Annotated in this window: 10 protein-coding genes; 4 read left to right on the top strand and 6 right to left on the bottom strand. The window is 65.2% G+C overall.

Annotated elements, in window-relative coordinates; translation table 11 throughout:
• Window positions 1–6 precede the first annotated feature (6 nt).
• The 4 genes from selD to ACHAC9_RS19400 all read right to left on the bottom strand — a co-directional run bounded on the left by selD (window position 7) and on the right by ACHAC9_RS19400 (window position 5,523).
• A complete protein-coding gene (gene selD / locus ACHAC9_RS19385; protein WP_435762387.1) occupies window positions 7–1,062 on the bottom strand; it encodes a selenide, water dikinase SelD in 1,056 nt (351 codons plus the stop codon).
• 26 nt (window positions 1,063–1,088) lie between these two features.
• Window positions 1,089–2,072 carry a selenoneine biosynthesis selenosugar synthase SenB gene (gene senB, locus ACHAC9_RS19390; RefSeq protein WP_435762388.1) on the bottom strand — a complete coding sequence of 328 codons (984 nt, stop codon included), beginning with the start codon at window positions 2,070–2,072 and terminating at the stop codon, window positions 1,089–1,091.
• 155 nt (window positions 2,073–2,227) lie between these two features.
• A complete protein-coding gene (locus ACHAC9_RS19395; RefSeq protein ID WP_435762389.1) occupies window positions 2,228–3,673 on the bottom strand; it encodes a DEAD/DEAH box helicase in 1,446 nt (481 codons plus the stop codon).
• A 527-nt stretch (window positions 3,674–4,200) separates the two neighbouring features.
• Window positions 4,201–5,523, bottom strand: coding sequence for a transglycosylase SLT domain-containing protein (locus ACHAC9_RS19400; RefSeq protein ID WP_435762390.1), 1,323 nt, complete (start codon window positions 5,521–5,523; stop codon window positions 4,201–4,203).
• Window positions 5,524–5,969: 446 nt separating this feature from the next.
• On the opposite strand from ACHAC9_RS19400, the gene ACHAC9_RS19405 reads away from it, so the two are divergent.
• From ACHAC9_RS19405 to ACHAC9_RS19420, 4 genes are all read left to right on the top strand, one after another.
• Window positions 5,970–6,539 carry a DUF1415 domain-containing protein gene (locus ACHAC9_RS19405; protein ID WP_435762392.1) on the top strand — a complete coding sequence of 190 codons (570 nt, stop codon included), beginning with the start codon at window positions 5,970–5,972 and terminating at the stop codon, window positions 6,537–6,539.
• Window positions 6,499–6,732, top strand: a complete 234-nt coding sequence (locus ACHAC9_RS19410; RefSeq protein WP_435762394.1) for a DUF1289 domain-containing protein — start codon at window positions 6,499–6,501, stop codon at window positions 6,730–6,732. Before ACHAC9_RS19405 ends, ACHAC9_RS19410 begins: the two co-directional genes overlap by 41 nt.
• Before the next feature lie 137 nt (window positions 6,733–6,869).
• Window positions 6,870–10,004, top strand: coding sequence for an EAL domain-containing protein (locus ACHAC9_RS19415; RefSeq protein ID WP_435762396.1), 3,135 nt, complete (start codon window positions 6,870–6,872; stop codon window positions 10,002–10,004).
• The gene (locus ACHAC9_RS19420; protein WP_435762398.1) at window positions 9,964–12,276 is read left to right on the top strand and encodes a molybdopterin cofactor-binding domain-containing protein; all 2,313 of its coding nucleotides are present in this window, start codon (window positions 9,964–9,966) and stop codon (window positions 12,274–12,276) included. Before ACHAC9_RS19415 ends, ACHAC9_RS19420 begins: the two co-directional genes overlap by 41 nt.
• A 12-nt stretch (window positions 12,277–12,288) precedes the next feature.
• On the opposite strand, the gene ACHAC9_RS19425 is transcribed toward ACHAC9_RS19420, so the two are convergent.
• A complete protein-coding gene (locus tag ACHAC9_RS19425; RefSeq protein WP_435762400.1) occupies window positions 12,289–13,407 on the bottom strand; it encodes a putative sulfate/molybdate transporter in 1,119 nt (372 codons plus the stop codon).
• Entirely contained in the window at window positions 13,404–14,498 is a 1,095-nt protein-coding gene (locus tag ACHAC9_RS19430; RefSeq protein WP_435762402.1) for a substrate-binding domain-containing protein, read from the bottom strand. Before ACHAC9_RS19430 ends, ACHAC9_RS19425 begins: the two co-directional genes overlap by 4 nt.
• Window positions 14,499–14,506: the final 8 nt, after the last annotated feature.

Raw genomic sequence — 14,506 nt, forward strand, 5'->3', positions numbered from 1 at the left:
ACCGGGTTAAGCCGCCACAACGACGCGTGGCGTTCCCGCGCTCATGCGCCCGATGACTTTGGCTTCGCCAAAACCTTCACGCGCGAACAGCGCCAGCACGGCGTCCGCCATCGCCGCGTCACACGAGACAAGCAGGCCGCCCGAGGTCTGTGGATCGGTCAGCAGGGCTTGCTGGGCAGGGGTGATGGCGCTCGATAATGCCACATCCTTGCCGTAGGCATCCCAGTTGCGGCCTGAAGCGCCGGTGAAGAAACCGTCCTCGGCCAGTTGCAGCACGCCGGGCAGCAGCGGGATGTCGCCCATGTCGAGTTCGGCCGTCAAGCCGGCGCCGCGCGCCAGTTCCAGCAGGTGTCCAAGCAGGCCGAAGCCGGTGACATCAGTCAGCGCGTGCACGCCATCCATCGCGGCCAGCGCCTGGCCAGGCTTGTTGAGTTTGGTGGTGTTCGCGATCATGGCGGCGTAGCCCTCCGGGCCCAGCACGTCTTTCTTGAGGGCGGCCGAGAGCACGCCCACGCCCAGCGGTTTGCCGAGGATGAGCACGTCCCCGGCGCGGGCGTCGGCATTGCGTTTTACGCGGTCCGGGTGAACCAGGCCCAGCACCACGAGACCGTAGATCGGCTCGACCGAATCGATGGTATGCCCGCCGGCGATCGGAATCCCGGCTTCGGCGCACATCGATTCGCCGCCGCGGATGATCTCGCCGATGGTCTCGAGCGGGAGCTTGTTGATCGGCATCCCGACCAGGGCCAGCGCCATGATCGGCGTGCCGCCCATCGCGTAGACGTCGGAAATGGCATTCGTCGCGGCGATGCGGCCGAAGTCGAACGGATCGTCGACGATCGGCATGAAGAAGTCGGTGGTGGCGATCAGGGCCTGCTCGTCGTTGAGCTTGTAGACAGCGGCGTCGTCGGCGGTCTCGATGCCGACCATCAGCTGGGGCGGCACCGGGAAGCCGCTCGAGTTCTTCAGGATTTCGGCCAGCACGCCGGGAGCGATCTTGCAGCCGCAGCCGCCGCCGTGCGAGAAGGAAGTCAGTTTGATGGTCTGGGCAGGGGCGTTCATGTTCGGTTCCATTGTCGTGTGAGGGGTCAAGCTGTCCGGGTTGCCGGGCGCAGCAGATTATCCACCAAGTCGGCCAGCGCCGCTTGTTCGGCGGCGGGCGCGAAGCGTGGGGCGCGCTCCGCGCACTGGCGCCGCAGCTGGGAATCGAATGCCTGGTCGTGTGCACAGCGCTCGATCAGTTGCGCCAGCGCGGCGGCGTCCCCGAGCGGGAAGTAGCCGGCGTAGTCTTTCCCGAGCATGCCGATGTTGCCCTCGATGCTGGAGGCCAGCACCGGCACGCTGGAGGTCACCGCCTCGATGATGACGTTCGCGCCGCCTTCCATGGTCGAGGCGATGACCATCGCGCGGCAGCGTTTCAGGCGCTGGCGCGTTTGCGCGTGCGGCATCGGCCCCAGCCAGCGGTAGCGCGGATTTGCCGCTTCGGTGGAGCGCGCCGCTTCCAGCCACGCCGGATCGAGCGCGGCGCCGATATGCAGCAGGCGTACGCGTGGGTGGGTGACCAGCGCGGCGGCGCGCATGAAGGTCAGCGGATCCTTTTCCGCACGCAAGTGGCCGATCATGCAGACGTCGATGTAGCGGCTGGCGGGTAGTAGCGGCACCGGACGCAGCGCGGGCGAGGACTGGTAGATGACGTGTGTCTTCGATTGCAGATGCGGTGCCAGGCGTGCCAGGCCCGCCTCCTGCAGCACGACCAGGGCGCTTGCCGATTCCAGCGACGCTCCGGCATTGGCCGAGGTCTCGATGTCGCGGTACAGGTCGGTGCCGGTCAATACCAGCACGGTCGGGCGATCCGGATGGGCCGCGTGGAAGGCCGCCAGGGCATCTGCCGAACGGCGCGCGTGCAGGGCGATCAGCAGGTCGGGGACGGGATCGGCCGCCGTCCAGCCGTGGCTTATCTCGACCCTGTGCCGGCCGCGCAGGAAGCGCGCCCAGCGGCTTGCGGTTTGCCAGTTGCCGTTGTTGTCGCGGGCGGCGGCGGGACTGACGATGAGGAGGTGTTTGCGGTCCATCGGAAGGGAACAGAGGAGCTGGATGGGAGCGCGATTATACGTCGCGCGGGCCGACTGCTTCGGCCGTTGCACGCGCGGGCCCCAGACAAAGCATCAGGCGAAAAAAAACGGCTGCCGAAGCAACCGTTCTTGTCTATTCGCTAAAAAGCGAACGATTAGTTGTCGCCGAAGCTACGGCGTGCGCCGTCAGCCGAACGCGGGTTGCTACCGCGGTAACCACCGCTGCTGCCTTCGCGGCGCGGTGCGCCGGTGCTCGGGCCGCGGGGCGCCGCGTCACGGTTGTAACCGCCTTCGCGTGGTGCTGCCGACGGCTTGCTGAAGCTGCGCTGGCCTGGCTTGGCGGCAGCGGCGCGGCCGTCGCCTGGTTTCCAACCGCCTGGACGGGCACCGCTGCGCGCTGGTGCAGCCGAACGCTTTGGCTCAAACCCTTCGATCACATTGACCGGAATCAGCTGCTTGGTAAAGCGCTCGATACGCTTGATGTTCATGCCTTCGGCATGGTTCACCAGCGAGATCGCCAGGCCATTGCGGCCGGCACGGCCGGTACGGCCGATACGGTGCACATAGTCTTCCGGGAACTTCGGCAGGTCGTAGTTCACCACGTGGGTGATGGTCGGCACGTCGATGCCGCGGGCAGCGACGTCGGTTGCCACCAGCACGCGGACCTGGCCACGGCGCATGCTGTCCAGGGTGCGGTTACGCGCGCCCTGGTGCATGTCGCCGTGCAGCGCAGCGGCTGCGAAGCCGGCGATGTTCAGGCGGTCGGCGATGGTGTCGGCGTCACGCTTGGTAGCGGTGAAGACAACGGCCTGGTCCATCGTTTCGTCACGCAGCAGGTGATCGAGCAGCCGGTTCTTGTGCGACAGGTCGTCGACGAAGTGCACGCGCTGCGTGATGTTCTCGTGACGGTTGGCTGCGCTGGCGATCTGGATCACCATCGGATCCTTCGTGATACGGCGCGCCATGTTGCCGACGACGCCATCCAGCGTGGCCGAGAACAGCATGGTCTGACGGCCGGCAGGCGTAGCGGCGACGATCTTTTCGATGTCGTCGATGAAGCCCATGTCCAGCATGCGGTCCGCTTCGTCCAGCACCAGGATCTCGAGTTCCGAGAAGTCGATCTTGCCCGACTCCATGTGATCGATCAGGCGGCCTGGGGTAGCGACCAGGATTTCAGGATTCTTCGACAGCAGTTGCATCTGCTTCGGGTAAGGCATGCCGCCCAGGATCGACACGGCGCGGATACGGCGCATGTAGCTGCCGTATTTTTCGGTCGCGGTCGTGACCTGCAGGGCCAGTTCGCGGGTCGGGGTGAGCACCAGCATCTTCGGCTTGGCTGCGGTGAAACGAACGCGCTCGCCGCGCGCACGGGATGCATCTTGCGCAGGCGCAGCGACGACTTCGGCGCTGACCAGCTTGTGCAGGGCAGGCAGCATGAAGGCTGCGGTCTTGCCCGAACCGGTTTGCGAGGAAACCAGCAGGTCGCGTCCAGCGATAGCGGCAGGAACGGCTTGTTCCTGCACTGGCGTAGGGACGGTATAACCCGATTCGGTGACTGCTTTGACGATGGTGGCGTGGAGGCCTAGTGCTTCAAAACTCATTGTTTTCTTACTTTCGGTAGTGATCAGCGCTCATCATGTGTACGAGCGCGAAATAGCAACGCGAACCAACAGAACGAAATGACTCAGAAATGAAAGAAATTTCGGCACAAAAGCTTTGCGCCGGGATGGTGTCAAAGGTTCGACACACTGGGCGGGAGGGCTTTGTAGGCTACCTGGAGCGGTAAGCCTGGCTGCGATGCTGCTTGTTGTTACTTGCTTTTGCTGCGCGCTGCGTGCCGTAGACAAGGAGTCGTAGGGTTATTTTGCAGCGCACAAACGACATAATACGCTAGTTTTCAAATGCTTGCACGAGCTGGTCGATTTGCGCTGGCGTAAATCGAGAGGAGGTGGGGTGGGCGAGCAGGTAGGAAAGACGTTTCAGTTCAGCGGTAGGCCACGGGTGCCACAGGGTCTCGAGAAACCGTAGCGTGCGGAAGGAGGTTTGGTCGAGAAGCGCAGCTGTACGAAAAGTACAGCGAGCATCGCAGGCCAAACCGCCGACGCGCAGCAGGTTTATCGAGGTCCCATCACCTGTGCTTGCGGCGGCTGTTGGTGTTGCGCGAGACACGCGAGCTCGAGGAAGCCACGGCCTTGGTCTTGAAACGCAGGGTGCGTGCACCGCTGCGCTTGTCGCCGCGGTCTGCCTCGAGTGCCATGACAGCGCTGTCGACGATGTTTTCGGCGATGTCCGAGTGCATCGACGTCGAGGTCTTCGGCACCAGGATGGTCGAGCCCGCTTTCAGGCGGGTCTGGGCCGGGATGTTATTCGCCTGGCGGATGACTTCCGGCGTGGTGCCGAACTTCGATGCCAGCGAGGCGATGCTTTCCTTGGCACCGGTGATCTTGTGCGTGGTCCAGGTCGAGAGCGCATGGCCAAATTGCGCCAGGTTCAGGTGGAATTTCTCGGCATTCTTTTGCGGCAGCAGGATCTTGGTGCGGTCGCCGCCGGTGATGACCGGGCGCTTGAATTGCGGGTTCAGGGCCTTGAATTCGTCGAGCGACATTTCGGCCAGCTGGGCGGCAATGGCCAGGTCGATGTCGCTGGTCTTGTCGACCGCGGTGAAATAGGGCTGGTTGTCGATCACGGGCAGGACGACGTTGTACTGGCCCGGATTGCCGACGATGTTCTTCACCGCCTGCAGCTTCGGCACATAGTTGCGCGTCTCGGCCGGCATCAGGTCGGCCAGGCTTTCGAAATCGGTCGGTTTTCCGAGCGCCTGGTTTTTCTTGATCGCCTTCTGAACATTGCCTTCGCCCCAGTTATAGGCGGCCAGGGCCAGCTGCCAGTCGCCGAACATCGTGTACAGGCGCTGCAGGTAGGTCAGGGCGGCATCGGTCGAGGCCAGCACGCCGCGGCGCTCGTCCTTGAACGTGTTTTGCTTGAGGTTGAAATCCTTGCCCGTGCCCGGCACGAACTGCCAGATGCCGGCGGCGTTCGCGCTTGACAAAGCTTGCGGATTGAAGGCCGATTCGATAATCGGCAGAAGGGCCAGCTCGGTCGGCATGTTGCGCTTTTCCAGTTCCTGCACCACGTGGTACAGGTAGGGCGAGGCGCTGCCGGAAATGCGTGCCATGTACTCTGGCTTCAGGCTGTAAGACTTCACATGGCGCTCGACCAGGTTGTTGCCGATGTCGGGAATGGCGTAGCCGCTGCGGATACGGCCCCAGACATCGGTTTCCTTGTAATCGTCGACTTTCAGCGATGCGGCGCCGGCGGGCAGGGCCGGGCGCATGACGGCAGCGCCTCCCAGCGCGTTGACCGGGGCATTGTCGATGGCATGGGCGAAGGGAGCTGAGAGCAAGAGCACCAGCGCGGCAGCAATAGAGGTAGTGCGGGTCATGTCGTACATAGCTTTCCAGTATGTTGCGTCCAGGAACGAATGGACTGACGAGAGGGGCAGTGTAAGGAGCGGCTGTTGAGACAGTCAAGCAGTAATACCGAACGGTTACAAAATTTCTTGTCTACTCTTTTTGCCAACATAAAATAATTTTGACAACATTCGCTGGGGGTATGTGACTATCGGTGCGCCTGCTTCATAGGATAAGAATCAAAGAACTATCGGATACACCCAGGGTGTATAAGTGCTCTCCTGCGGAAACTTATTCCATATGGAAACAAATCATTCAGTTTGGGTTATTGTCGAGTTAATAACGGAAGGCGAATTTTGCGGTCCGGGGCACCCTGTTTTCAACGTACCCGCCTCGAATGGTTGACCTATGAGCACACGCAAACTGTGGGTACAATCCGGTGTCGCACCGCGCGATTCCCTTTATCGAAAGCATTCGCACTATCTATATGAGTACCGCCAACCTGAACGCCGACGACGATGCCATCGTCGCCGCCACCCGCCGCTGGCTGGAAAAGGCCGTTATCGGCCTGAATCTGTGCCCGTTCGCCAAATCCGTCCATGTCAAGGAGCAGGTGCGCTATGTCGTCTCGAGCGCGCGCACGCCCGAGGCGCTGCTGGAACAATTGATGGATGAGTTACAGTTGTTGTCCGACACGCCGGCCGAGCAGGTCGACACGACCCTCCTGATCCACCCCTTCGTGCTCGACGACTTCCTCGACTACAACGAATTCCTCGATGTCGCCGACGCCGCGGTCGAAGACATGCACCTCGATGGTGAATTGCAGATAGCCAGTTTCCACCCCGACTACCAGTTCGCCGACACCGACAAGAACGATATCGAGAACTTCACCAACCGCGCGCCGTATCCGATCCTGCAACTGCTGCGCGAGGAGAGCATCGAGCGCGCAGTCGAGGCTTTCCCCGACGCGGCCGAGATCTTCGAGAAGAATATCGAGACCATGGAACAGCTCGGCCATGAAGGGTGGGACAAGCTCGATGTCGGACCAGCCCGATAATTCAGGGGGCACGCCTCCTCAGCGCGCGGATACGCCCTGCGTCGCGGTCTGCTCCACGACCTTCGACGACGTCTGCCGCGGCTGCGGCCGTACCGTGGCCGAGGTGGCCCATTGGGTGTCGATGTCGGCCGAGCAGAAGGAGTGTGTATGGCAGCGCATCCTGCTCCAGGGCTACCCGCGACGGAACACCTGAGCACGGTTGGAAGCCCTGCCGCAAGAAGGGGCGCGGCTATGCGATGATAGGCCTCAATCAGCCCTCGACCCAGGCCGGCGATCCCGGCGCCAACCATTGCGGCCACGACCATGCCACGGATTGATTTGCGCGGATTCATGTCGCGAGTAAGCAGGCCGTACATCAGGTCGGTGTACGGCGCCATGTTGATGGTCGTCGGCGGCGGCCTCGTGATCCCCGCGCTGGTGGCCAGCTATTTCCTGCTGGTGGTGCAGGAACGCCAGAACACGGTCGCCGAACTGCACGAAACCCTGCAGCGCAACGCCGAGATCCTTGCGCTCGGCACGCGCGAGTCGCTCTGGAACATGAATGCCGAGGCGGCGCGCTCGCTGGTCGATTCGGTCATGCGCGACCCGTCGGTGGTCCGGATCCAGGTGCGCGGCCTGCCCGACACCGGTTTCATCGACGTGCGCGCACCCGAGCGGGTGCAGGGGCGCGTGCTGCGCGCCGAGCGCCAGATCGTGATGCAGGGCGAGCGCATCGGCGAGGTGACGATCGAGATGGACGACCTGCTCAGTCAGCAGGCGCTGGGCCGCAAGCAGCGCAACTATGCGCTGGTGCTGGCGGTGCAGGTCACCGTCTCGCTGCTGCTGATCCTGACCTTCCTGCGCCGCCGTTTGCAGGATCCACTGCGCACGCTCGCCGGCTTTTCCGACCGCCTCTCGCGCGGCGACTTCGACACGCCGCTGGTGCTGGACCTGCCGGGCGAACTGGGGCGTCTGGGCACCCAGATGGAACGCATGCGCGTGGCCATCCGCGACCTGTTCATCGACGTCGCGCGGCGCGAGGAACAGTTCCGCACCATCGTCACCCAGGTGCCGGGCGCCGTGTTTCGCGCTCATCCGAACGGCGCGATCGATTTCGTGAGCGACGCCATCGAGGACATCTGCGGCTATTCGGCCGAGCAGATCATGCAAGGCACGACCGAAGCCTGGGCCAACCTGCTGCGCCTTGAGGACCGCCCGCGGCAGCGCCAGGTAACGCGCGAAGCGATCCTGTCGGGGCGCAGCTACGAGCTCGAATACCGGATCGTCGACGCCCATGGCGTCGAGCGCTGGGTGCTCGAGAGCGGACAGCCGCAGGGGCGCCCGGGCGCATCGACGGTCTGGGTCGACGGCATCATCTCCGACATCAGCGAACGCAAGCACAACGAAATGCGGATCCAGGCGCTGCTGGCCGAACAGGGCGCGATCCTCGATAACGTCATGTTCGGCGTGGCGATCACGCGCGAGCGGCGCATCGTCTCGGTCAACCGCCGCACCGAGCAACTCTTCGGCTACCAGGATGGCGGCCTGCTCGGGCGCCCGGCTTCGGTGTTGTTCGTCACGGACGCCGAGCATGCCACAGCCGAAATCGAATTCTTCCGGCGCCTGGCGCGCGGCCAGGACACCAGCCACGAGCGCCAGCTGCGCCGCCGCGACGGCAGCCTGCTATGGTGCATGGTGAGCGGCAGCTCGATCGATCCTGGCAAGCCCGAGGCCGGCAATGTCTGGGTCTTCGCCGACATCTCCGAGCGCAAGGAGAACGAGGAGAAGCTGCGTTTGTCGGCCACGGTCCTCGACCACATCGCCGACGGCGTCATGGTGCTGGACGCCAATGGAACCACGGTGGCGGTCAATCCCGCGTTCACGTCGATCACCGGTTTTACCGAGGACGAGATGCTGGGCCGGCCCTGGGGCCTGAGACGTTCGCCCAGGTATGGCGATGCGTTCTACGAAGAGCTGGCCCGTGAGGTCGCGCAGAACGATTTCTGGCGCGGCGAGTTCTGGGCGGAGCGCAAGACCGGCGAGACCTACCTCGAATGGCTGACGGTGTCGACCGTGCGCGACGACGCCGGCATGCTGACCCATTACGTGGGCGTCTTCAGCGACATCACGCACCTGAAGGAATCGCAGGAAAAGCTCGACTACCTGGCGCACCACGATCCGCTCACCAGCCTGCCGAACCGGCTGCTGTTCAACGACCGCCTGCTGCATGCGATCGGCCGCGCGACGCGCGTCAGCCAGCAGCTGGCCGTCATGTTCATCGACCTCGACCGCTTCAAGAACGTCAACGACACGCTCGGGCACCACGTCGGCGACGAACTCCTGAAACAGGTGGCGCTCGCGCTGGGCGAGCGCCTGCGCGAAGGCGACACGCTGGCGCGCCTGGGCGGCGACGAATTCATCGTCCTGCTCGAGAACGTCGACGGCAGCTATGGCGCGGGCCAGGTGGCCACCAAAATGATGGCCCTGTTCGAGCAGCCCTTCATGGTCTCGAACCACGAGCTGTTCGTCACCGCCAGCATCGGCATCAGCCTGTTCCCGGGCGACGGGCAGGACCCCAACCATCTGGTGAAAAATGCCGACGTGGCCATGTACCAGGCCAAGTCGCGCGGACGCAATGGCTACCAGTTCTACTCGCCCGAGATGGATGGCGAGGGCATCGAGCGCCTGCGCATGGAAGCGCTGCTGCGGCGTGCGATCGAGCGCCAGGAGATTTTTCTTCATTACCAGCCGCAGGTTGAAATCGAAAGTCGGCGCCTGATCGGGGTCGAGGCGCTGGTGCGCTGGCATAATCCGGAGTTGGGCCTGGTCAGTCCGGTGCGCTTCATCCCGATGGCCGAGGACACCGGTTTCATCAACCAGATCGGCGAATGGGTGCTGTTCGAGGCCTGCCGCCAAATGGTGCGCTGGGACGGGGCCGGCCTGGTGGTGCCGAAGATGGCGGTCAACCTGTCGGTGCGCCAGGTCGAGCGCGGAGCGATGACGCCGCTGGTGGCGCGGGTGCTGGAAGAGACCGGCCTCGCGCCGCGGCGCCTGCAACTGGAGGTCACCGAGTCGGTGATCATGAATACCGGCGACGCGCTGGCCTTCGTGCACGAGCTGCATGCGATCGGGGTCGGGCTGGCGATCGACGACTTCGGCACCGGCTACTCGTCGCTGGCTTATTTGAAACAGCTGCCGGTGGACGTACTCAAGATCGACCGCAGCTTCATCAAGGACATTGCGCTGGACTCGAACGACGAGGCGATCGCGATCGCCATCATCCAGCTCGGGAAAAGCATGAACCTCTCGGTCATCGCCGAGGGGGTGGAAAATGAAGAACAGGCGGCATTCCTGCTGCGCCATGGTTGCGCGCGCGCACAGGGTTACCTGTACGGCCGGCCGGTGGCGCCCGGCGAGCTGCTCGACAATTGGGGAAACAGGATCGATGAGAGACACGAACACGCCGGCGGCGACACCGGCGCCTAGTCAGGCAAACCGCAAGGGGCGTTCACGCCGCCGCTTCCTGGTCGGGGGACTGGTGGCCAGCGGCGCGCTGCTGGTCGGCTGGGGCATGCGCCCGCCGCGCCAGCGCCTGCACACAAGCGAACCTTTGCCCGTCAGCGGCGGCGCGGTCGCGCTGAATGGCTGGATCGCGGTCAACCCCGACGGCACGATCTCGGTCGTGGTGCCGCGCAGCGAAATGGGGCAGGGCGTGCACACGGCCCTGCCGATGCTGGTCGCCGAAGAACTCGACGCTTCTTTGGACAGCGTGCGCATCGCCCCGGCGCCGATCGACAAGATCTTCGGCAACCTCGCGGTCCTGCGCGAGAACCTGCCCTTCCACCCGGACGGGCGCGGCAACGTGAAGGACGGCGCCCAGTGGATGCTGGCCAAAGTCGGGCGCGAGCTCGGCATCATGTTCACCGGCGGCTCGACCAGCGTGAAGGATGCCTGGGCGCCGATGCGCGAAGCCGGCGCCGTGGCGCGCGCGATGCTGGTGAAGGCCGCAGCCGGCCAGTGGAAGGCGTCAAGCGGCGACCTGCGCACCGAGAACGGCTTCGTGATCCACAAGGACGGCCGGCGCGCCTCCTATGCCAGCCTGGCCGCGCGCGCGGCTGACGTCGGCGCCGGGATCGAGGCGGGCGATGTGCGTCTGAAGGATCCAAAACAATTTCGCCTGATCGGCAAGCCGGTGCCGCGCCGCGATACGCCGGGCAAAGTGAACGGCAGCGCGCTGTTCGGCATCGACGCACGTCCGCCCGGCATGCTGTATGCGGCGGTGAAGATGGCACCCGTGATCGGCGCCACCGTGGCCTCGTTCGACGCGGCAAAGGTGAACGCCATGCCGGGCGTGCTCGGCGTGGCCGATGTCTCGGCTTCGCTCGGGCCGTATGCCGGGGCCGGCGCCGGCGTGGCGGTGATTGCGCGCAGCTGGTGGCAGGCGAAGACCGCGGCCGCCGCACTGCAGGTAGACTGGCATGAGGGCGCCGGTGTGGGTCTGTCCTCGGAATCGATCTTTGCCGGCTTCGCCGCCGCGCTCGACAACGAATCGGGCTTTACCTATTACGAAAGCGGTACCCAGGATGTCGCGGGCGTTGCGAAGACCATTACCGCCGAATACCGCGCGCCCTTCCTCGCGCACGCGACGATGGAACCGGTCAACTGCACCGCCCAGGTCGCGAGCGGCAAGGTGCACCTGTGGGCCTCGACCCAGGTGCCGAGCATCGCGGTCGACGTCGCGGCAAAGATCGCGGGCGTGGCGCGCGAGGACGTGACGATCGAGGTGATGCTGCTCGGTGGCGGCTTCGGACGCCGCCTGGAAGGCGACATGGTGGCGCAGGCCGTGGCCGTGGCGCTGGCTGCCGGCGGCAAACCCGTGCAGCTGATCTGGACCCGTGAAGACGACACCACCCATGACGTGTATCGCCCGGCCGCGCTGGCGCGCTTTTCGGCCAGTATCGATGCGAAAGGCGCGCTGCTGGCCTGGGACAACAAGTCGGCCAGCGGCGCGATCGGCCACCAGTACTTCCCGCGCAACCTCGGCCTGCCGGGCATGGGGCCGGACAAGACCACGGCCGAGGGCGAGTACGACATGCAGTACGAGATTGCCAACCAGCGCATCGCCCACGTGATCGTCGACAGCGCGGTGCCGCTCGGCTACTGGCGCTCGGTCGGCCACTCGCACAATGCCTTCTTCAAGGAGGGCTTTCTCGACGAGGTCGCGCACGCGGCCGGCCAGGACGGCGTGGCTTACCGGCGCGCGCTGCTGGCAAGGCACCCGCGCCACCTGGCCGTGCTCGATGCGGCCGTGCTGAAGGCGGGTCTGCCCGCCGCGGGCAGGGCGCATGGCGTCGCCCTGCACCAGTCCTTCGGCAGCATCGTGGCGCAGGTGGCCGAAGTCTCGGTCGAGGGGAGCGAGATCCGCGTGCACCGTGTCGTATGCGCGATCGACTGCGGCATCGTCGTCAATCCGAACATCGTGGCGCAGCAGATGGAGTCGGCGGTCGTGTTCGGCCTGTCGGCGGCCCTGGATGGCGAAATCACGATCAGGGACGGGCGCGTGCAGCAATCGAACTTCGGCGACTATCCGGTGCTGCGCATGGACCGCGCGCCGCTTGTGGAAACAGTCATCGTCGCCAGCGCCGAGCCGCCCGAAGGCGTGGGCGAGCCGGGCGTGCCGCCGGTGGCACCAAGCGTGGCGGCGGCCGTCTTCAAGCTGACCGGCCAAAGGCTGCGCAGCCTGCCGCTGCGGCTTTAACGGTGCGCGGCATCAAGGCCTGCGCACCGCCCAGTACACCGTCATGCCGGCCAGGAAGCCGAGACCGGCATTCGACATGGCGACGGCGGCGGTCAGCACGACTGGCAACAACGTGCGCCAGTGCGTCTCGCGCGGCCGGTTGCCGGCAACGAGCTGCCCACCGGCGAGAAACAGGATGGCGCCCAGCACCGCCAGCGGCACGGCCTGCAGCAGGAAGCCGATGGATTCGCTGAAGCACAGCGCCAGGATTGTCAGGGTGAGGCCGAAGATGATGGGCGCGCCTGCGCTGCGAGCGCCAAATGCCGTGTAGGCCGCCATGCCGCCGGCGCCGTGGCACATCGGGACGCCGCCGATCAGGCCGCCCGCCAGGTTGATCGCGCCGGTCGAGAGCGTCACCTTGCGCACTGTCGTCGGACGTTCGGGGAACAGCCGGTTGTTTTCTCCGGTAACGGCGATCACCGCGTTTCCCATCGTGAGCGGCAGCTGGGGCAGCGCCAGCAGCAGCGTGCCGACCAGGAAATCGTTCCATTCCATATCACCCGGGGCCAGCGCGGGCAGCCGGAATGCGAAGCCGAAGTCCGCTGCCCGCCACAAGGCGGGGTCGCGCGCCACGCCGTATGCCAGGCCGCCGGCCAGCAGGACGATCATCGCCGGGAAAAAGCGGCTGCGGCGCAGGCCGAGTGCGACCGCCAGGGCCAGCGCGGCGGCGGCCAGGTCGGTCGCCATCATGCGCCAGCCCTGCAGCATGAAGGACAGTCCCAGCCCGATCACGATGCCTTGCACCACCTCCTTCGGGATGACCCGCGCCAGGCGGCTGGCCGCGCCGCTGGCGCCCAGCAGCAGCCAGACGGCACCGGTGACCAGGGCCGCTGCTGAGATCGACGCCTGCGTCACGACGCCGGCGTGCGCCACCGCCAGGGCGCCGATCGCCTTCATTGGCTGCACCGGCATTGGCGTGCGGTACAGCAAGCCGCAGGCAAGCAGCGCCGCGCCGAACGCGAGCAGGATCCCGACCGGGTCCATCTTCAGCACGCTGATGTAAGCGACGACAAACGGGATGAAGCTGGCCAGGTCGGCGAATGCGGCCGACCATTCGGCGCGGTCGAAGCGCAAGGGCGGCGCGTCCTTCATTTGGGTGTGCGGAACGAATACCAGGGCAGGGCGCGGCTCAGGGGAATCACATCGCCGGCGCCCTCGACGTCGTAGCCCGGCAAGTCCGCGATCAAGCCTTGCCACTCGCTGCGCCGCAGCAGTTCGCGCAGTTTGCTGAGCGCCGGCTGGTCCACCGCCTCCTTCAGGCAGACGAAATAATACTGCTCGCGCATGAGGGGAAGAAAAACCAGGCCGAAGGCGCTGGCCGCGGCCTCGATGCCGAAGCCGACATCGGCCTGCCCGGACGCGACGGCGGCGGCGACTGCGAGATGCGTGGGTTCGGTGCGGTCGAATCCCGTGACGCTGGAGGTCGCGATCGACGCGCTGGCGAGCAGCTGTTCGATTTCGAGCCGGGTGCCCGACCCGTTCTGGCGGTTGACGAAACGCAGCCCGGCGCGTGTCAGGTCCTGCACCCCCTGGACGCGCTTCGGGTTGCCGGGCGCGAGCATCAGGCCTTGCTGGCGGCCTACAAAATTGATCAGCTTGTGGCGCCCGGGTTTCAGGAGCGCCTTGAACGCTTTCTGGGTCATGCTGCCTCGCGCGCGGTCCTCGCTCACGTGGAAGCCGGCGAGCAGGCATTCGCCGCGCGACAAGGCCTTCAGGCAGTCCAGGCTGCCGCGAAACTGCAGGTCAAGGTGCAATCCGGTGTCCCTGGCCATGAATTCCTTCAGGCGCGACAGCGCCAGGTCGTGGCTGGCGAACATCGGGATCACGTGTACATCCGGGTCGAAGGCCAGCGCGAATTCGCGCTCCATTTCGGCGACCAGGTTTTCCACTTGCGGGTGGACGCGCATCTTCGCCCGCTGTTCGGCGAACAGCAGCTTTTCCCCGAAGGGCGACAGGCGCGCGCGCTTGCCGCGCTCCCAGACGATCAGCTCGGCATCAAGCGTGGCTTCCCAACGTTTCAGCTCGCCCCACACGTGGCGGTAGGACAGCGCCAGGCGCGCCGCCGCCTGGCCGACCGATCCGGCCGTGTGGATCGCCGACAGGATGTCGAACAGCGGATTGTCGAGCTGGATTCGCATCGTGCTCGAGCGCGTGAACGTGTAGGCGAGCTTAACGTGCAACATATGCAAAC

The sequence above is a fragment of the Massilia sp. CMS3.1 genome, assembly GCF_051262535.1.
Lineage (GTDB): Bacteria > Pseudomonadota > Gammaproteobacteria > Burkholderiales > Burkholderiaceae_D > Telluria.

Excerpts from the sequence above, each read along its gene's own strand:
- ACHAC9_RS19420 (WP_435762398.1), top strand. The coding sequence starts at position 9,964 with ATGAGAGACACGAACACGCCGGCGGCGACACCGGCGCCTAGTCAGGCA.
- ACHAC9_RS19410 (WP_435762394.1), top strand. The coding sequence starts at position 6,499 with ATGAAGGGTGGGACAAGCTCGATGTCGGACCAGCCCGATAATTCAGGG.
- ACHAC9_RS19405 (WP_435762392.1), top strand. The coding sequence starts at position 5,970 with ATGAGTACCGCCAACCTGAACGCCGACGACGATGCCATCGTCGCCGCC.
- ACHAC9_RS19400 (WP_435762390.1), bottom strand. The coding sequence starts at position 5,523 with ATGTACGACATGACCCGCACTACCTCTATTGCTGCCGCGCTGGTGCTC.
- ACHAC9_RS19430 (WP_435762402.1), bottom strand. The coding sequence starts at position 14,498 with ATGTTGCACGTTAAGCTCGCCTACACGTTCACGCGCTCGAGCACGATG.
- ACHAC9_RS19425 (WP_435762400.1), bottom strand. The coding sequence starts at position 13,407 with ATGAAGGACGCGCCGCCCTTGCGCTTCGACCGCGCCGAATGGTCGGCC.
- selD (WP_435762387.1), bottom strand. The coding sequence starts at position 1,062 with ATGAACGCCCCTGCCCAGACCATCAAACTGACTTCCTTCTCGCACGGC.
- ACHAC9_RS19415 (WP_435762396.1), top strand. The coding sequence starts at position 6,870 with ATGTCGCGAGTAAGCAGGCCGTACATCAGGTCGGTGTACGGCGCCATG.
- senB (WP_435762388.1), bottom strand. The coding sequence starts at position 2,072 with ATGGACCGCAAACACCTCCTCATCGTCAGTCCCGCCGCCGCCCGCGAC.
- ACHAC9_RS19395 (WP_435762389.1), bottom strand. The coding sequence starts at position 3,673 with ATGAGTTTTGAAGCACTAGGCCTCCACGCCACCATCGTCAAAGCAGTC.